Source organism: Amycolatopsis taiwanensis DSM 45107 (genome assembly GCF_000519205.1).
Taxonomy (GTDB): Bacteria; Actinomycetota; Actinomycetes; order Mycobacteriales; family Pseudonocardiaceae; genus Amycolatopsis_E; species Amycolatopsis_E taiwanensis.
Genome location: NZ_JAFB01000005.1, coordinates 256109 through 273368, shown reverse-complemented (window position 1 = coordinate 273368; position 17260 = coordinate 256109). Strand labels below are relative to the sequence as shown.

General features: G+C 68.5%; 17 protein-coding genes. 5 read left to right on the top strand and 12 right to left on the bottom strand.

What is annotated here, in order from left to right; all coding sequences use genetic code 11:
- Positions 1-2: 2 nt before the first annotated feature.
- From A3CU_RS0106200 to A3CU_RS0106190, 3 genes are read right to left on the bottom strand one after another with little or no spacing between them, the layout of a single operon-like run.
- Positions 3-518, bottom strand: coding sequence for a P-loop NTPase family protein (locus tag A3CU_RS0106200; RefSeq protein ID WP_027941545.1), 516 nt, complete (start codon positions 516-518; stop codon positions 3-5).
- Positions 519-554: 36 nt separating this feature from the next.
- Positions 555-1496 carry a glycoside hydrolase family 113 protein gene (locus tag A3CU_RS0106195; protein WP_027941544.1) on the bottom strand — a complete coding sequence of 314 codons (942 nt, stop codon included), beginning with the start codon at positions 1494-1496 and terminating at the stop codon, positions 555-557.
- A 1-nt stretch (position 1497) separates the two neighbouring features.
- Positions 1498-2106, bottom strand: coding sequence for a TetR family transcriptional regulator (locus A3CU_RS0106190; RefSeq protein ID WP_043840658.1), 609 nt, complete (start codon positions 2104-2106; stop codon positions 1498-1500).
- 149 nt (positions 2107-2255) lie between these two features.
- Between A3CU_RS0106190 and A3CU_RS0106185 the strand changes: the two genes are divergently transcribed.
- The 3 genes from A3CU_RS0106185 (at position 2256) to A3CU_RS43645 (ending at position 6343) form a co-directional block, all read left to right on the top strand.
- On the top strand, positions 2256-4094 hold the full coding sequence (locus A3CU_RS0106185) for an NHL domain-containing thioredoxin family protein (RefSeq protein WP_425388225.1): 1839 nt from the start codon (positions 2256-2258) through the stop codon (positions 4092-4094).
- 69 nt (positions 4095-4163) lie between these two features.
- On the top strand, positions 4164-4457 hold the full coding sequence (locus tag A3CU_RS0106180) for a GroES family chaperonin (protein ID WP_052371487.1): 294 nt from the start codon (positions 4164-4166) through the stop codon (positions 4455-4457).
- 20 nt (positions 4458-4477) lie between these two features.
- Positions 4478-6343, top strand: a complete 1866-nt coding sequence (locus A3CU_RS43645) for a VanW family protein (protein ID WP_052371486.1) — start codon at positions 4478-4480, stop codon at positions 6341-6343.
- A 16-nt stretch (positions 6344-6359) separates the two neighbouring features.
- Here A3CU_RS43645 and A3CU_RS0106170 read toward each other — a convergent pair whose 3' ends face one another.
- The 6 genes from A3CU_RS0106170 to A3CU_RS52225 all read right to left on the bottom strand — a co-directional run bounded on the left by A3CU_RS0106170 (position 6360) and on the right by A3CU_RS52225 (position 12695).
- Positions 6360-6635: a GlsB/YeaQ/YmgE family stress response membrane protein gene (locus tag A3CU_RS0106170; RefSeq protein ID WP_027941540.1), complete on the bottom strand. Its 276-nt coding sequence runs from the start codon at positions 6633-6635 to the stop codon at positions 6360-6362.
- A gap of 118 nt (positions 6636-6753) precedes the next feature.
- On the bottom strand, positions 6754-8598 hold the full coding sequence (locus A3CU_RS0106165; RefSeq protein ID WP_027941539.1) for an acyl-CoA dehydrogenase: 1845 nt from the start codon (positions 8596-8598) through the stop codon (positions 6754-6756).
- Positions 8599-8852: 254 nt separating this feature from the next.
- Positions 8853-9632 carry a response regulator transcription factor gene (locus A3CU_RS0106160; RefSeq protein ID WP_027941538.1) on the bottom strand — a complete coding sequence of 260 codons (780 nt, stop codon included), beginning with the start codon at positions 9630-9632 and terminating at the stop codon, positions 8853-8855.
- A gap of 433 nt (positions 9633-10065) precedes the next feature.
- Positions 10066-10785 carry a VanZ family protein gene (locus tag A3CU_RS43640; protein ID WP_052371485.1) on the bottom strand — a complete coding sequence of 240 codons (720 nt, stop codon included), beginning with the start codon at positions 10783-10785 and terminating at the stop codon, positions 10066-10068.
- A gap of 143 nt (positions 10786-10928) precedes the next feature.
- Entirely contained in the window at positions 10929-11600 is a 672-nt protein-coding gene (locus A3CU_RS0106150; protein ID WP_027941537.1) for a flavin reductase family protein, read from the bottom strand.
- Positions 11601-12143: 543 nt separating this feature from the next.
- On the bottom strand, positions 12144-12695 hold the full coding sequence (locus A3CU_RS52225) for a hypothetical protein (protein ID WP_169739596.1): 552 nt from the start codon (positions 12693-12695) through the stop codon (positions 12144-12146).
- A gap of 1 nt (position 12696) precedes the next feature.
- On the opposite strand from A3CU_RS52225, the gene A3CU_RS52220 reads away from it, so the two are divergent.
- On the top strand, positions 12697-14085 hold the full coding sequence (locus A3CU_RS52220) for an LCP family protein (RefSeq protein WP_043840656.1): 1389 nt from the start codon (positions 12697-12699) through the stop codon (positions 14083-14085).
- Between the two features lie 86 nt (positions 14086-14171).
- Positions 14172-14837, top strand: coding sequence for a phosphate signaling complex protein PhoU (gene phoU, locus A3CU_RS0106140; RefSeq protein WP_027941535.1), 666 nt, complete (start codon positions 14172-14174; stop codon positions 14835-14837).
- 6 nt (positions 14838-14843) lie between these two features.
- On the opposite strand, the gene A3CU_RS0106135 is transcribed toward phoU, so the two are convergent.
- From A3CU_RS0106135 to pstB, 3 genes are all read right to left on the bottom strand, one after another.
- On the bottom strand, positions 14844-15410 hold the full coding sequence (locus A3CU_RS0106135; RefSeq protein WP_084143104.1) for a GTP pyrophosphokinase: 567 nt from the start codon (positions 15408-15410) through the stop codon (positions 14844-14846).
- Between the two features lie 73 nt (positions 15411-15483).
- Positions 15484-16404 (bottom strand): EamA family transporter, encoded by a 921-nt coding sequence (locus tag A3CU_RS0106130; protein WP_027941533.1) that lies wholly within the window; start codon positions 16402-16404, stop codon positions 15484-15486.
- Between the two features lie 59 nt (positions 16405-16463).
- Entirely contained in the window at positions 16464-17240 is a 777-nt protein-coding gene (pstB, locus tag A3CU_RS0106125; protein ID WP_027941532.1) for a phosphate ABC transporter ATP-binding protein PstB, read from the bottom strand.
- Positions 17241-17260: the final 20 nt, after the last annotated feature.

Here is a 17260-nt window from a genome sequence, read left to right as displayed (position 1 = left end):
ATTTACTCCCGGCCGCCTACCGAAACCGCGTTGAGAAAGCCGGTGACCTCGCGCGGGGAGGAAAGCACCACCTGGCGGGTGTGGCTGCCCTGTTCGGCGAGCCGCGCCAGCAGGTGGGGGCGTGAGCCGCGGTGCCACCGCCAGACCCAGCGCCAGAACGCGGGATCCAGATGCTCGGGACAACCCGCCGCCTGACCGTCGCGACCCCACCCGCGCAGGGTGCGGCGCGCGATCCGGAGCAGGCAGCGCCAGCGAGGAAGATCGAGGAAGACGATCGTGTCCGCACGCGGAAGCCGGATGTCCATGCTGCCGCTGTAGTTCCCGTCGATCACCCAGCGCTCGCCCACGACGACGGCCTGCTGGGCCGCGCGGAACTCGTCGTCCGGTGCTTCGACCCAGCCCGGACGCCAGTAATGCCGGTCCAGGTGGGTGACCGGAAGGTCGAGCAGCGCTGCGAGTCTCCGGGCGAAGGTGGATTTGCCTGAACCGCTGCATCCGATGACGAGTACGCGCCGCACGATGGTCAGGATAGGACTGGGAACAAATGCTTCTGCTCAGTTTCGTCGGTACCTGGCCGCCATCGCGTGGAACACCTTCTTCGGTTCCCAGCGGGTCTCGTCGAGCGTCCGGACCACGCCGTAGGAGCCGAGGTCCAGGGGGCCGGGCCGGTTGAAGGCGGCAAAGGTGAACCACAGCGCGGTGTCCACTCCCTCCTCTTCGAAGATGTCCAGCAGTTCGGTGAGGTAGCGGACCTGCTCGTCCTCGTCCACCGTCACGTTCGGCGGCACCTGCCAGGCCGAGCCACCGCGCTCGCTCGCGCCCGAGTAGGCGCAGGTGCCGTACTCGGTGATCGCGACGGGCTTGCCATGTGCGAGGTGTCCTCGCACTTCGGACCGGAAGGTGTCGGCGTTGTAGGCGGCCCGGTAAGCGTCGACACCGACGATGTCGAACGGGGTCCAGTCGATGAATTCCCAGGGCGCGCTGGCGTAGGTGATCCTTCCGCCGAACTCGGTTCGGATCGTTGCCGCGACCGCGGAGAGGAAGCTGTTGAGCCGTTCGCTTGCCGAGGCGAGGCTGGACCACCAAGCCAGGTCAGCGGTGGCCATCGCCCGCAGGCGGTCCCCGTACGTCTCGCCCGGGATGAAGCCGCCGCAGAAGGCGCTGAGCTCGCACCCGGCGACGAGCACGATCTGGGCGCCTTCGCGCCGCAGGGCTTCGGCTCGCTGGGCACAGTCGGCGAAGAACGGCAATAGCCGATCGGCGGGCAGGTCGACGGGGAACGGGGCGAACCAGACTTCGAGACCCGCGTCCACGGCGTGTCGGGCGGCGATGGTCAAACGCTCGGGTTCGCGGCCGGAGATGCGCACGGCGTCGCAGTGCAGGTCTCCGGAGATCACCCCCATGTCCCGCCGGACGATCTCGGGATCGAAGGTCTTGCGGGAGAGGTCGTCGCCGGGGAGGAACCCGGTGTCGTAGTTGATTCCGCGTGCGCGCATGTCACTTTTCCTTCAGCTGATTGATGCCGTGTTCCAGCAGGTCGAAGGCGAGTTCGGTGTGATCGGCCAGCGCGCGGGCCGCGTCCTTCGGCGATGCGCCGTCGGCCAGGAGGTGGAAGAACGACTCCTGAAGGGTGAGCAGGGTCGCCGCGATCTGAGCGGCGATCAGCGTGGCCGCCAACTGCTCGTGTTCTTCGGCCAGGACTCGCGCCAGTTCTTCGCGCTGCCGGTAGAGGAGTTTGTTCGCGGCTCCGCTGAGCGCTGGGCTGTCGAAGATCACACGCATCCGGGCGATCACCTCGTCCCGGTCCATTGTCGCCATCTGCTCGGCGGCGAACGAACGGTAGTGAGCCCGCAAAGCTTGCAGGGGGGACTGACCTGGCGGCCGTCGGGCGACGACGCCGGCCGGATCGTCCTCCCCTACGCCCTGGAGCGCGAGCGATTCCTTGTTCGGGAAGTACGTGAAGAGGGTGGCCCTGGCCACTTCGGCCGCCTCGGCGATCTCGTTGACCGTCACCGCGTCGAAGCCGCGTTCGGCGAACAACTTCGAGGCGACCGCGAGGATCCGCTGCCTCGTCTGTTCCTTCTTGCGCTCGCGAAGCCCTGCCATGCGCAGAAACATACCATACTTGGTCTGAAATAAGACTTGGTATGGAAAATGTGGCGGGAGTGTCGGTTCTCGCATCTGACAGGTGAGGCGTGGCCCCGGAGGCCACCCTCGCCGAGACATCGGGTCGCCCGGTGTTGTTGACTCCGATCGTGAGCATCGAGAAACCACGCGCCCGTGTCCGAGCTCCCGAGCTTGTGGGCCGCCAGTGGTTGAACACCGGCGGCAACGAGATCAAGCTCGCTGATCTGCGCGGACGCATCGTCCTGCTGGACTTCTGGACGTCGGGCTGCATCAACTGCCTGCACGTGCTCGACGAACTCCGCCCGTTGGAAGCGGAGTTCGCCGACGTGCTGGTCACCATCGGCGTGCACTCGCCGAAGTTCCTGCACGAGGGCGAAGCCGCCGCGATCGAGGCTGCGGTCAGCCGCTACGAGGTGCACCATCCCGTGCTCAACGATCCCGACCTGACCACGTGGCAGCAGTACGCGGTGAAGGCGTGGCCGACGCTGGTGATCGTGGACCCCGAGGGTTACGTGGTGCACGTGGCCGCGGGCGAAGGCCACGGCGAGGCGCTGCGCCGGGTGATCGCGGATCTCGTCGCGCGCCACGAAGAGAAGGGCACGCTGCGCCGCGGCGGCAACCCATACGTGCCGGCCGAAGCCCGGGCGGCGGAGCTGCGCTTCCCGAGCAAGGCGGTGGCTACCGCCGACGGGCGCGTCCTGGTCGCCGACACCGGGCATCACTCCGTAGTCGAACTCGCCGCCGATGGCGAGACGGTCATCCGGCGCTTCGGCAGCGGCGAGCGCGGTGCGGCGGACGGCGCGTTCGACGTCGCGAGCTTCGCCGAGCCGTCCGGGCTCGCCCTGCTTCCGCCCGAGGTCGCCGAGCGCGTGGGTTACCACCTGCTCGTCGCCGACACCGCCGGCCATCTGCTGCGCGGGATCGATCTCGACACCGGCGAAGTGTCCACTGTGGCCGGTACCGGGCGTCAGTGGCGCGACGGGAAAACGGGCGGCCCGGCCCGGGAGATCGATCTGACCAGCCCGTGGGACGTGATCTGGTGGGAGGCCGCGGGCGGGGCCGTGGTCGCCATGGCGGGAAACCACACCCTCGGTCTGTTCGACCCGGTGCACGGCACGATCTCGCGGTTCGCCGGCACCACCGTGGAGGGCTTGCGCGACGGCGAGACGTCCACCGCGTTCTTCGCGCAGACCTCGGGCCTGGCGGTGGCGGGAGACCGGCTCTGGCTGGTCGACGCCGAAACGTCCGCGCTCCGGTGGATCACCCACGATGAGGCGGACCGATTCGTGGTGCACACGGCGATCGGCACCGACCTCTTCTCCTTCGGCCACCGCGATGGCGACGCCGCCGACGCGTTGCTGCAGCATCCACTCGGTCTCGCGGTGCTGCCGGACGGCACGATCGCCGTCGCCGACACCTACAACGGGGCGATCCGGCGTTACGACCTGGAAAGCGGCAAGGTCGACACGATCGCCGAGCGCCTGGCCGAGCCGTCGGGGCTGCTCGTCACCGGCGACACGCTGTTCGTGGTCGAGTCGGCCGCGCACCGGCTCCGGCCACTGTCACCCGTGGCCGCGTCCACTCAGCACGTTGATGGCGGCGCGCACGCGGTACGCAGGCCGCCGAGCATCATCGCGCCCGGTGCCGTGACGCTCTCCGTCGTGTACACGCCACCACCAGGGGAAAAGCTCGACGACCGGGATGGCCCGGCGACGCGCCTGGAGGTCAGTGCCTCGCCGCCCGAACTGCTCGTGGCCGGCGGCGGGGTCGGCACCGAGTTGACCCGCACGATCACCCTGGCCGGCGGCCACACCGAAGGTGTGCTGCAAATCGTGGCGCAGGCGGCCAGTTGTGACGCAACCGCGGAGCACCCGGTGTGCCGGGTCACCCGGCAGGACTGGGGCGTCCCGATTCGCGTCGAGCCGGGGGGCACGGTCCAGTTGCGGCTGATTCTCGCGGGCGGCTGACGCCGTAGCATTGTTCAGGTGTCGGATGCCACGAGTGTGCCGGTTGCCGGCGCCAAACTAGAAATTCAGATGCTGCACGATCGGGTGCTTGTTCGGTTGGCCCCGGAGGAAGGCGAGCGGCGTAGCAGCGGAGGCATCGTCATTCCCGCTACCGCCCAGGTGGCACGTCGACTCGCGTGGGGTGATGTACTGGGTGTAGGCAGTAGTGTGCGGAACGTGAAGGTTTCCGATCGCGTGCTCTTCAACCCCGAGGACCAACTCGAGGTGGAGGTCCAAGGTGAGACGTACTTGGTGATGCGCGAGCGGGATATTCATGCCGTGGCCTCGGAGCGCACGGAGCACGGAACGGGGCTTTACCTGTAGCGCACACACGGGAGGGGTAGGTGCCAGACCCAGACAACCCCCACTGGCCGAACTCCGACCCGGAAGACTTCCGGGAGACGGGACAACTACCCCTCCCCGGAGCGCCCATCGACGAATGGTCGGCGCTCGATCACGGACTGGCCGACGAGATCCTCTCCGGCGACGGGGACAAGCATCGCCGGCGCACCCGGGCGAAGCGGTTCGTGGGCTGGACGCTGGCGGTCGCCGGCGGCGTGCTCGCGCTCGGCGCGGTGTTTTATGCCATCGACCTGATGACCAGTGCCGGCGACGTGCCGCGCGGAACCGTGGTCGCCGGCGTGGACGTCGGCGGGCTGAGCCGTCACGACGCCGAGGTGAAGCTGCGTCGGGAACTCGAGCCCCGGCTGGATCAGCCCGTGCCGATCGTCGCCGGTGATGTCCAGGCCACGCTCGACCCGGTCACCGCCGGGCTCGGCGTGGACTGGCCGGCCACCCTCGCCCGCGCGGGAAGCCAGTCGTTGGATCCGATCGCCAGGATCGAATCCTTCTTCGTCAAGCGCCCCGTAGCCGTCGTCACCACGACCGACGAGCAGGCGCTCGACCAGGCCGTTTCCCAGCTCGCGCAGCAGCACGTGAACCACCCGCAGACCGAGGGGAGCATCGGGTTCCGGCCGGTTCCGAACAGCGATGGCGGCGTCACCGCGTTTCCGATCGAGCCACGTCAAGGGCAGACGCTCTACGACCTGCCGGGCGCGGCGGACCTGGTCAAGGGCCACTGGCTGGACCCGCACGGCGTCTCCCTTCCCGTCGCCTTCACGCCGGTGCTCGCCACCACGGATGGTGTGCACGCGACGCTCAACGGGTTCGTCGTTCCGGCGATCAGCAAGCCCGTGGCGGTGCACGGCGACGGCGCGGACGCCCGGCTCAAGCCCGACGCGATCGCGGCGGCCATGCGGTTCACCGCTCGCCCGGACGGCTCGCTCGCGGCGACCCTGGACTCGCCGACGCTGCGGGGGAGCCTGTCACCCCAGCTCGCCACCACCGAACAACCGGGCAAGGACGCACGGATGATCTTCGGGGCCGGCCCGCCGACCGTGACCTCGTCGGAAGACGCGCACCAGATCGACTGGGACGGAACCTTCGCGCCGCTGACCGCCGTGCTGATCAAACCCGACGGACGGGACCTGACCGTGCGGTACCGGACCACACCGCCCGGGGTGACCACCGCCGACGCCGGCCGGCTCGGCATCGGCGAGATCATCGCGCAGTTCAGCACCAGCGGTCTTTCCGGCGCCGCCGCGACGAACGTGCGGGCCATGGCGGAAAGGGTGAACGGGGTGATCCTGCGGCCGGGGCAGACGTTCAGCCTGATCGACCGGACCGGCCCGTGGCAGGGCTTCGTGCCCGCGCCGCTGAACGAGGACGGCACCGGGCCGCAGGTGGTCGGCGGCGGAGTTTCACAGTTCGCCACGACCCTTTACAACGCCGCATATCTGGCCGGCCTGACCGACGCCGGACACACCGACCACGCGTACTACCTGGACCGGTACCCGCCCGGACGGGACGCGGAAGCGTTGCGCGAAGACGGCTCCCGGATCGACCTGCGCTTCACCGACAGCCTGGCCTCGGGCGTGGCGATCCAGGCGTTCGGCGACCAGCAGAGCGTGACGGTGCGGATCTGGGGAACGCACCAGTACCGCGTGAACAGCGAGACCAGCCCGTGGCGCGACATCGTCGCCCCGACCTTCGTGCAGCAGCCCGGGCCGGGCTGCCAGCCGAATCCGGGCGCGCCGGGATTTTCCGTCACCGACACCCGGATCCGCTACGACGTTGCCACTGGTGCCGAGGTCGGCCGTGACACTCGCGTCGTGCGCTACCAGCCCGTGCCCGGGACTGTCTGCATCTGAGGCGGGCTCGCCCGGGTCAGCGGAGCAAGCGCTTTCTGTGGTACGTGCGGCTGACCGCCGCGACACCGAGCGCCGCGAGGCCGACCTGGGTGATCAGTTCGAGCCAGTCGAAGCCGGGTGTCACCGCATAGCCCGCGGCACGGGCGATGGCCGAGCCGATGAAGGCAGCCACGATCCCGATCAGCATGGTCAGCCAGATCGGGATTCGCTGCTTTCCGGGCACGACCAGCCGCCCGAGCGCACCAATGACGAGACCAACGATAATCGCCGAGATGATGCCGCTGATGGTCATCGAGCCTCCTCCAGTGGGTCTGGGCTGTGCCTCCGCTGGGCACAGTCACCGTGACCCCCCGGATACCCGTGACGACGGCATCCAACCATCGCCGCGCTCCGGCGCGGGCGTTGTCGGGTCAGAACGCGGCCTCGTCGACCTCCATCAGGTCGTTGTCGGCGCTGGTCACGATGGCCCGGCGGGCGGTCAGCTCCGGGAGAACCGTCTTGGCGAAGAACGACGCGACGGCGACCTTGCCCTGGTAGAACGCGCGGTCCTTCGCGGCGACCTCGCCGTCGAGCTTGGCCAGCGCGACTTCGGCCTGCCGGAGCAACTGCCAGCCGACCAGCAGGTCACCGGCGCTCATGAGCAGTCGCACGGTGTGCTGGCCGACCTGGTAGATGCTCGCCGGGTCCTCCTGCGAGGCGGTCAGGTAGCCGATCATCGCGCCGAGCATGGCCTGCGTGTCTTCGAGCGCCTGCTTGAGCAGGTTCCGCTCGTTCTTCAACCGCCCGTTCCCGGCCTCGGAGTCGATGAACCGGGTGATCTCGCCGGCCAGGTAGGCCAGCGCCTGGCCCTTGTCCCGGACTATCTTGCGGAAGAAGAAGTCCATCGACTGGATCGCCGTGGTGCCCTCGTACAGGGAGTCGATCTTGGCGTCGCGGATGTACTGCTCGATCGGGTAGTCCTGCAGGAAGCCCGAACCGCCCAGGATCTGCAACGACTGCACCAACTGCTCGGTGGCCCGCTCCGAGCCGACCCCCTTCACGATCGGCAGCAGCAGGTCGTTGACCCGCTCGGCCAGCCGTCGCGACTCCTCGTCTCCCTCCCCGGTCCAGACCTGGTCCTGGAAGGAGGCCGTGTACAGGTAAACCGCCCGTAGGCCCTCGGCGTACGCCTTCTGCAGCATCAGTGACCGCCGCACCTCCGGGTGGTGGGTGATGGTCACCCGCGGCGCGGTCTTGTCCATCATCCGCGGCAGGTCCGCGCCCTGCACCCGTTCCCGTGCGAACTCCAGCGCGTTGAGATACCCGCTGGACAGCGTCGCGATCGCCTTCGTGCCCACCATCATCCGCGCGTACTCGATCACCTGGAACATCTGGGCGATCCCGTCGTGCACCTCGCCCAGCAGCCAGCCCGTGGCGGGTACGCCGTGCTGGCCGAAGGTCAGCTCGCACGTGGTGGAGACCTTCAGGCCCATCTTGTGCTCGATGTTGGTGACGAAGACGCCGTTGCGCTCGCCGAGTTCGCCGGTCTCGGTGTCGAAGTGGAACTTGGGCACCAGGAACAGCGACAGCCCCTTCGTGCCCGGCCTGGCCTCGATGCCCGGGCCCTCCGGGCGGGCCAGCACCAGATGCATGATGTTCTCGGTCAGATCCTGGTCACCGGAGGTGATGAACCGCTTCACCCCGTCCAGGTGCCACGACCCGTCCTCCTGCCGCACCGCCTTGGTGCGCCCGGCGCCCACGTCCGACCCGGCGTCCGGCTCGGTCAGCACCATGGTGGCGCCCCAGGCCCGGTCGATCAGGATGCGCGCCCAGCGCTTCTGCTCCTCGGTGCCGTTGCGGTCGAGGATCGCCGCGAAGCTCGGGCCGGCCAGGTAGATGAACAGCGCCGGGTTCGCGCCCAGGATGAGCTCGGCGGCGGCCCAGCTGACCGTCGGCGGCAGGCCGAAACCACCGAGTTCGTTCGGCAGGCCGAGGCGCCACCACTCGCCGTCCCACAGTGCCCGGTAGCTTTTCTTGAACGACTCCGGCAGGGTGGCCGAGAAGGTCTTGGGGTCGTACACGGGCGGGTTGCGGTCCGCGTCGGCGAAGGATTCGGCAAGCGGTCCGACGGCGAGTGCGTTCAGCTCGGAGAGGACGCCGCGGGCGGTCTCCTCGTCGGAGTCCGCCAGCACGCCCTTGCCGAGGCGATCCTGGACGCCGAGCACCTCGAACAGGTTGAACTCGAGGTCTCGGACGTTGCTCTTGTAATGGCCCATGTCGTTGCTCCGTGGTTCTCGGGTTTTCGGCAGGGCGCTCCCCTACTCGCCGGTAACATGAGCATATTACCTGTCGGTAACCACGGGCAAGTGAAATTTCTTCGGATCTCAGTGTTGTTCGATACGCGCCATCGACGAGCGTGTCTACGGACCGTGATCCAGCAACCCACCCTCGGTTAACGGTCGCCGACGGTCCGCAGCCGCGTTCGCGAGGCCTTCGGCGGCGCGTCTTTCATTCGCTGAAGGGCTTTCCGTCAGCGGGTGCGGTTGTCGGCCAGGCCCGGGGTGGCCTGTCCCGACGCGTGTTCCGGCGCGTCCTCGGGCTGAGTGATCAGGATCCCGGCGCGAAAGGCGATGGTCACCGCATGTGTGCGGTCGCGCGCGGACAGCTTGCGCAGAATGCTCTTCACGTGGGTCCGCACCGTTTCCACCGACAGGTAGAGGATCTTCGCGATCGCCGCGTTCTCCAGCCCCTCCGCGACCAACTGCAGCACCTGGTACTCACGGCGGGACAGCGGCATCCGGGGCTGCCTGCCCTGCGCCGTATCCGCGCCCCGCGAGGAGGACCGGCTCGGCGGCACCGCGAGCGGCACCAGCGCGGGATCGATGTAGCGGCGGTCGAGGTACGCGCGCCGGATGGCATCGACCATCCGCCGGCCCTCGGCCGAGCGCGGCACGACGGCATGGGCGCCGAGCGACAGAGCGCTGCTGAGGAAGCGCGGGGTCCGGTGCGTCTCGCGAAGCAGCATGATCACCAGTAGCGCGGGATCCGCGCTCATCAACATCTTGGTCAGGTGGCCGTGCGGATCGAGGCCGGTGTCGATCACTATCACGTCCGGATGGGTCTGCTCCGCCAGCTGAAGCGCGGCGTGCGGGTTCGAGGCGTACCCGGCCCAGTGCATTCCCGGCGTGCGCTGCACGAGTGTGGACAGGCCATCGCGATAGATCGGGATGGGATCGACCACCGCGACACCCAAACTGCGGCTCGAGGCCGCGGCCTGTGGCGTCTTCGCCGGATCATTACTGTGCGTCATGGCGACTCCGTCTCGACGCGGTCAAACCTGGGCGCGAGTCCGGCCCGGGCAGGTCATCCCCCTCGATGGCCTGCCCGGGCTCCTCCGGGGTCGCGAATCCGATCTTCCCTGCTGAGACCGGCCAGGTATAACGCCCCTGTCCATTGTGTAACCAGGCCTGACCGAGTACGTGACGCGGGTCCTTCGACTTTGAAATGTGAACTACGCTCCGTGCACGGGCTGGTGCGGTTTGCCGAACTTTCCGGCGAACGGTGGCGGCATCCGCCGGGGTTCTGCTTCCGAGAAGCGGTCCGGGCTTGCCGTCAACGCCCAGTCGTGGCGGCTGAAGGTGGCGAATCGGCCAAAGGGCGCGTACGCTCTGTGACTTATCACACAAGATGCCAGGGAGGCGGCGTGGAGATCGCGATCGTCCTCGGGCTCGTGGTGCTGATCTTCATGGCCGCCGCTGCGACGGTTGCCTGGGAGGACCGGCGAGCCACGCGACGGGCGGCCGCGCGTAGGGCGGCTCGGCTGGCGCGCCTTGGTGAACTGGACGGGCCTTCGCGGCTGAGGCCGCCGTATAACTGAGCCGGTCCGGATGGCTGAACCCAGCGGGGCGGCTGAACCTGTTCGGATAGTTGAACCTGTCTGTGTGGTTGAACCTGTCTGGGTAGCTGGGCGTGTCCGCACGCCGCGTCGCACCGACCAGCGCCAGGAAAAGCGCGGCCGCGATCCAGCCGAGCGTCGCGCCGACCGTGTTGTTGATCAGATCGTCCACGTCGAAGATCCGGTACTGGAAGCGCGCGGTGCCCCAGTTCGCCGTCAGCTGGGTCGTCTCGATGAACAGCGAGCAGGCGAACCCGATCAGCATCGTGCCGACGAAGCCGCGCTTGAACAACATCCGCGCGAAGATCCCCAGCGGCACGAACAGCAGCACGTTGAGCGCGGTGCCCTCGAACGCGGGTGCGGTGAACACGTCCGTGAGCGAAAACCCGGTGTACCGCAGCTCACGGCACACGTCGTCCACCCATTGGAAGGGCACGAGCTGGAGGCCCTGGCTCGGCGGCGTGGTGTACGGCCCGGGCAACGGGAAGAACACGGCCGACGCGACGAAGCAGGCGTAGACCAGCACCGATATGGCCGCGACCAGGCGCCTGAGCTGAGCGTTTGTCATGACTTCGACGCTATGGGCGGCGGATGCGCGTCGTATCGGACGAAGGGCCGTGCGCCATCGGCCGGATGGCCAGGGTTGCCGGCCCGCTTTCGGGCCTGATGGCCGTCGCTTCAGGCCTCGCCGCCGAGCGGGTCAACGGGTTTTCACATCGCGGTCGCGGCCTGATCGACTTCCGGGCTGCGGTACATCCGCTCCGGAATTCCCGCCAGCCGGGAGGGCCGGACCCGGTCACCGAGCCCGTAGAACTGCTGGAAGCTCATGATCAGCGGGCGCCACCGGTCCGGATCTATCCGGTCGGTGGTACCCGCCATACGGATCTCCGGGTGCACGTGGACCTTCTTCACCCGGACCTCGACGCACAGAACCTTCCCGTTCTGTCGCGGGTCGTCCGCGGCGATCGGGTGGATCGCCGCGACCACGGTCTCCAAGGCGACCGGACATTCGGCCACCCGGGGCGGGCCGACGGTGTCCGAGGGCACGGCCGTCAACCCGCTGGTACCGAACTTGTCCGGCTCGTATCGGTATCCGCGCTCGAGCTTGGTCGGTGACACCGGGTTCGCGCCGGTGGTCAGGGCCAACCGGTCCACCGCCGCGGCCTCACGCACCGACGGCAGGTTCAGCACGCACTCCCCGGTGCGCCGCAGGTTTCGTGCGGATTGTGCGCTCGCGCCGATCCCCAGAATTGCCCGCCAGCCGAGCCAGAAGGCCGACGAAATTGGGGCAAGATTGGCCGTTCCGTCCTCGTTTCCGGTGCTCAACAGCACTACGGGAGTGCCGAAATAGAGGATGTTCGGCTGTATTTCTTCGTGCGCCATAAAGCCATGATCGAGTGCGGGCCCGGGGCAAGCTGGCGGAAACCGGACATCGCGTCCCGGTGGCCGCGGTGCGAAGCCGGCCTGCTCGGTGCGCTGGCCGGGCGGGTGCGCCGAGCGCGAGGCGCGAGCTCGTCGAATACTTTGCGTAGTAATAGCTCGTAGATCACCCTGTCGACCGGCCCGGTGGTTCACCCAGTTCGTCGCATAGCGCATGGTTCTCCCACGCTACGTAAAAAAAATCTGCCGCAGGGTGTCGTCAGGAAGGGCATGTATCCGTACGATAACGATGCTCGCCACCCAGGCGATGAATCCCATGGTGGGGCCCACCCGCCTGCTACGAGCGAAAGGAGACCGGGTGCCAGACGATCGTTCGGCCGGCTCCGGTCCCCGGGGTAACGGCGGCCCGGCACCGGGCCGGCGGCGCCGTTCCATCGACAGTCCGGGCGGTATCAGCGTCGCCGACGTCATCGCCCAGCGCACCGGGGTCCGACCGCAGTTCGATGCCCCCAGCAGCAACGGCGCGAGCGCGCCCGAGCGTGGCCATCACGATCGGCATCCGTCGCTGCCGCCGGTCGCCCGGCGCCAGCCGCCGCCCGCCCCACCCGCCGAACCTCGCCCCCGTGAGCGCCGCGCGCCTACCCCACCGGCACAGCGGCGCGCCTCGACGCCACCGCCCGCCAACCGTCCGCCGCGCCCACCCGCGCCGCCCCAGCCGCCCGTGCGGCGCCCGCCGGTGGCGGAGCCGCCGAAGCCAGGCACTCCGCCGCGCCGGAGACCGGAGCCCGAGCCGGCGCCGCCGGCCGCTCCGACCAGACAGGTGGCGCCGGTCGCGCCGCCCCCGTCGGCTGGACCGTCGAAGGCACCGCAACCGGCGCCGAAGCCGCCCGCGGCGGCCGGGCCGCCGACCGCATCGAAACCGGCACCGAAGCAGTCCGCGGCGGCTGGACCGCCGACGGCATCGAAACCGGCACCGCAACCGCCCGCGCAACGGCCGCCGGCCCCTCGCCCGAATGGCGCCGCGGCGCCGCCGAGGCAGGCCCGGCCGTCTCCCCTTTCGTCGCGGCGACCGCCGGCCTCGCTCGAAGACCGGCTCACCATGACCGACGAGATGGAGCCGATCGACGACAGCACCAAGGTCCGGCGCAAGATCGACAACACGCTGGCCCGGTTCTCTGCCGCGCATGACGAGCTCGCCGCGGAGGAAGCCCGGCGAAAACAGCGTTTCGAGCGCTTCACGTCCCGTCCCATGCAGCTCATCGAGCAGACCAGGACGCGGCTGCAGCGGGTGGTCGCGCCGATCCGCGGCGGCGACGAGTCCGCCCGCAACGCGGCGGAGCCGGACGAGGCGCCATCGCAGACCCGGCTGCAGGAGAAGAAGGAGCGCCGCATCAAGCGGTCGCTCAAGATCGGCCGCATCGTCGCGGTCGTGCTGGCCGCCCTGATCTTCCTCGGCATTGGCACGGCCTGGGGCGCGAAGACCTGGTTCAACAGCAAGTTCACCCAGGTTTCCGCGCTGGACGAGAACTCGGCCGACATCCAGGACGCGGGCGCACAGACCGGCGACGAGAACTTCCTGATCGCCGGCTCGGACACGCGCGCCGGGGCCACCGATGAGGAGAACGTCGGCAACGCCGACGAGGTCCAGGGCGCGCGCTCGGACACGATCATGCTCGCGCACGTCCCGGCCGACCGGCAGCGGGCCGTGATCATCTCCTTCCCCCGTGACCTGGAGATCTCCCGTCCCGAGTGCAACCGGTTCGACGTGACGAAGAACGACTACACCAACGAAGTCGTGCCCGCGGCGACGAAGGTCAAGTTGAACACCGCGTACGCCATCGGCGGCCCGCGCTGCCTGACGAAGTGGACGCAGCAGCTGACCGGCATGAAGATCAACCACTTCATCGGGATCGACTTCGGTGGCTTCAAGGACATGGTCGACGCGGTACATGGCGTCACCGTGCAGGTCGACAAGCCGATCAAGGACAGCGTGCTCGGCATGGTGGTGGCGCAGACCGGTGCGGTCACGATCTCCGGCGACCAGGCTCTCAGCTTCGTCCGCGCCCGCCATGTGATCGGCGACCCCACCTCGGACTACGGGCGGATCAAGCGCCAGCAGGAGTTCATCCAGGCCCTGATGGAAAAGGTCATGTCCCAGGGCGTGATGACCGACCCCGGTCAGCTCTCCGGCTTCGTCACCGCCTTCGCCAAGGCGACCTTCGGCGACAACGTCGGTGTGGACCAGATGCTCACGCTGGCCCAGTCGATGAAGGGCCTCGACCCGAGCAAGGTCAACTTCATGACTGCGCCGACGGTTGGCGAAGCGAACAGCCGGGGCAACGAGGTACTGGTGGACAGCAAGGCGAAGGCCATCTTCCAGGCCCTCATCGAGGACGGCCCGTTGCCCGGTACCGACTCCGGGTCCGCATCGTCGTCCACCGCAGCGCAGGCCGGCGGCAACACCAAACCGTCGACGCGGAACGGATAGCCCGGCCGACAACTCGTTTCCCACGGTTCATCGTGGGTTCACTCCGCGATGCGGCGTTCGCCAAACTGGGGCCTTAGAGTGTGGGCATGCGCGAGGCTTACCACGTCGAACTCAAACAACTGGCGGATCGGCTCGCCGAAATGTCCGTGCAGGTGGCGACCGCCATGGAGCGGGCGACCGAGGCCCTGCTGGAGGCAAACCTGGCGCTGGCCGAGCAGGTGATCGGGGACGACGCGAAGATTGACGACCTGCGAGCCGAATGCGAGGAGCAGGCATACGCCCTGCTGGCGTTGCAGGCTCCGGTGGCGACCGACCTGCGGACGGTGCTCGCGGCGATCCACGCCGCGGAAAGCGTCGAGCGCATGGGCGATCTCGCCCTGCACGTGGCCAAGACGGCGCGGCGGCGGCATCCGGAGTGTGCGCTGCCCGAGCCGGTCCGCCCCTACTTCGCCGAGATGGGCGAGCTCGGGGTGAAGCTCGCCCTGCGCACCCAGGAGATCATCAAGTCCCAGGACGTGGAGGCGGCCCGTGCGCTGGAGGCCGACGACGACCACGTCGACGACATCCACCGCCACCTGTTCAGCGTGATCATGGACAAGGACTGGGCGTACGGGGTGGCCGCCGCGGTGGACGTGACCCTGCTCGGCCGCTTCTACGAGCGGTATGCCGACCACGCGGTCTCGGTGGCGAAGCGGATGATCTTCGTGGCCACCGGCAAGATGCCCGGCTACGGCGCGGACGAGGACGTCTAAAGGGGGCTACCGGATGCGCCGGTGCAGGGCGTTCATCCGCGCGTCCAGATCGGCCGCGGTCTCGGCGGCCACGAGCAGTTCGGCGGCGAAGTCCTTCGGCGCCTCACCGTCGTACTTGTAGAACAGCTTGTGCTCCACCGCGGCCCAGAAGTCCATCGCGATCGTGCGCATCTGGATCTCCACCTTGACCCGTTCCACCCGGTCGGAGAGAAACACCGGGATGCGCACGATCAGGTGCAGGCTGCGGTAGCCGTTCGCCTTGGGCTCGGCGATGTAGTCCTTGGTCTTGACGATCTCCACGTCGTCCTGGCGGCCGAGTATCCCGGCGACGGTGTAGACGTCCGGCACGAACGGGCACACCACGCGGATCCCGGCGATGTCCTCGATGTGTTCCTTGACCGCAGCCAGCGTCGGTTGCAGACCTTTGCGGCGCATCTTGTCCAGGATCGCCTGCGGCTGCTTGACCCGGCTGGTGATGTGCTCGATCGGATCGTGTTGGTGCGCGAAGTCGAACTCCTCGGAGAGGATCTTCAACTTCGTCATCAGCTCGTCGACCGCGAACTTGTAGACCATTAGTTCCTGGGTTAGTCCGCGCGCGAGCACCGCCGTTTCCGGATAACCGTCGAGGACACTCACGGGACCTAGCCTACCGGCCGTTTTTGCTGGTCGAGCGGGTCGCACCGATCGAGGCCGCCATCACACAGCAGAGCGCGAGCCACTGCAGCGGGTGCAGCAGCTCGCCCGACACGACGAAACCGGCGAGCGCGCCCACCGCCGGTTCGAGGCTCATCAGCACGCCGAAGACCCGCGGTGGGATCCGCCGCAGTGCTTCCAGCTCCAGCGAGTACGGGACGACCGACGAGAGCAGTGCGACCGCGAGCCCGACGGCCAGCACCGTCGGGGAGAGCAGGGCGCTGCCGGTCTGGGCGATCCCGGCGGGCGTGGCGACCAGTGCCGCGGCGGCCATCCCGAGGGCGAGCCCGTTGCCGCCGGAGGTGCGGTTGCCCAGTGCGGAGCCGAGCAGGATGTAACCTCCCCAACAGACCGCCGCGCCGAGCGCGAACAGGATGCCGACCAGGGAAAGATCGCCGCGGGTTTCGGTCAGCAGCACGGCCCCGCCCGCCGCGAGCAGCGCCCACAGCGCGTCGAGCAGGCGGCGTGACCCGGCGAGCGCGACGGTGAGCGGGCCGAGAAACTCGATGGTGACGGTGATGCCCTGCGGGATGCGGGCGAGCGCCATGTAGAAGCACAGGTTCATCAGGCCGAGCACGACGCCGTAGGCCAGTACCACCAGCCACCCGCGCCGGCCGAGACGCCGCGCTTCCTGCACGGGCCGCCACATCAGCAACAGGACCACGGCGGCGAAGAACAGCCGCAGGGCCACCGTCCCGGCCGGTCCCGCGACCGCGAACAGCTGTTTGGCCAGCGCCGCGCCGGCCTGCACGCTGACGATGCCGATCAGGATCTGGACGGTGGGCGGGATGGCGCCCAGCGCCCGTCCGGCCACCGCCGCCGCTCCGGTGGATGGCAGCCTTTCGCCGGCACCTTCTACGTAAACCGAAACCACGCCTCGACGCTACCGCGCCCGGCACATCGCGCCGGAGACGTTTTCGTGGGGTCGTCCACTCAGCCGAAACGGCCGGAGATGTAGTCCTCGGTGGCCTTCTCGTCGGGGTTGGAGAAGATCTTCTCGGTGTCGTTGAGCTCGACGAGCCGGCCGGGCTGGCCGACCCCCGCGAGGTTGAAGAACGCCGTCTGGTCCGAGACGCGGGCTGCCTGCTGCATGTTGTGCGTCACGATGACGATGGTGTAGTCCTTCTTCAGCTCGCCGATCAGATCCTCGATGGCGAGCGTCGAGATCGGGTCCAGCGCGGAGCACGGCTCGTCCATCAGGAGCACGTCCGGCCGAACGGCGATCGCCCGCGCGATGCACAACCGCTGTTGCTGCCCGCCGGAAAGCCCGCCGCCCGGTTTGTTCAGCCGGTCCTTGACCTCGTTCCACAGGTTGGCACCACGCAGCGCCCGTTCCGCGACCTCGTCGAGGTGCTTCTTGTTCTTGCTGCCGGCCAGCTTCAGGCCCGCGACGACGTTGTCCCTGATCGACATGGTCGGGAACGGGTTGGGGCGCTGGAACACCATGCCGATGGTGCGCCGTACCTGCACCGCGTCCACGTTGGGCGCGTAGATGTTCTCGCCGTCGAGCAGCACCTCGCCGTCCACGCGGGCCCCCGGAATGACCTCGTGCATACGGTTCAGTGTGCGTAGCACCGTGGACTTTCCGCAGCCGGACGGGCCGATGAACGCGGTCACGTTCCGCGGCGGTACGGACAGCGTCACACTGTCCACGGCGTGGAACTTGCCGTAGTAAATGTCGAGGTCCTTGACGTCGATTCGCTTTGCCATCGCGGAAACGCTCACTTCTG

Bases quoted from the DNA above. Each gene is read 5' to 3' on its own strand.
- A3CU_RS0106190 (WP_043840658.1), bottom strand. From the start codon at position 2,106: ATGGCAGGGCTTCGCGAGCGCAAGAAGGAACAGACGAGGCAGCGGATC.
- A3CU_RS0106180 (WP_052371487.1), top strand. From the start codon at position 4,164: ATGCTGCACGATCGGGTGCTTGTTCGGTTGGCCCCGGAGGAAGGCGAG.
- A3CU_RS0106170 (WP_027941540.1), bottom strand. From the start codon at position 6,635: ATGACCATCAGCGGCATCATCTCGGCGATTATCGTTGGTCTCGTCATT.
- A3CU_RS0106160 (WP_027941538.1), bottom strand. From the start codon at position 9,632: ATGACGCACAGTAATGATCCGGCGAAGACGCCACAGGCCGCGGCCTCG.
- A3CU_RS0106150 (WP_027941537.1), bottom strand. From the start codon at position 11,600: ATGGCGCACGAAGAAATACAGCCGAACATCCTCTATTTCGGCACTCCC.
- A3CU_RS43640 (WP_052371485.1), bottom strand. From the start codon at position 10,785: ATGACAAACGCTCAGCTCAGGCGCCTGGTCGCGGCCATATCGGTGCTG.
- A3CU_RS0106165 (WP_027941539.1), bottom strand. From the start codon at position 8,598: ATGGGCCATTACAAGAGCAACGTCCGAGACCTCGAGTTCAACCTGTTC.
- A3CU_RS0106135 (WP_084143104.1), bottom strand. From the start codon at position 15,410: ATGGTCTACAAGTTCGCGGTCGACGAGCTGATGACGAAGTTGAAGATC.
- pstB (WP_027941532.1), bottom strand. From the start codon at position 17,240: ATGGCAAAGCGAATCGACGTCAAGGACCTCGACATTTACTACGGCAAG.
- phoU (WP_027941535.1), top strand. From the start codon at position 14,172: ATGCGCGAGGCTTACCACGTCGAACTCAAACAACTGGCGGATCGGCTC.
- A3CU_RS0106195 (WP_027941544.1), bottom strand. From the start codon at position 1,496: ATGCGCGCACGCGGAATCAACTACGACACCGGGTTCCTCCCCGGCGAC.
- A3CU_RS52220 (WP_043840656.1), top strand. From the start codon at position 12,697: ATGACCGACGAGATGGAGCCGATCGACGACAGCACCAAGGTCCGGCGC.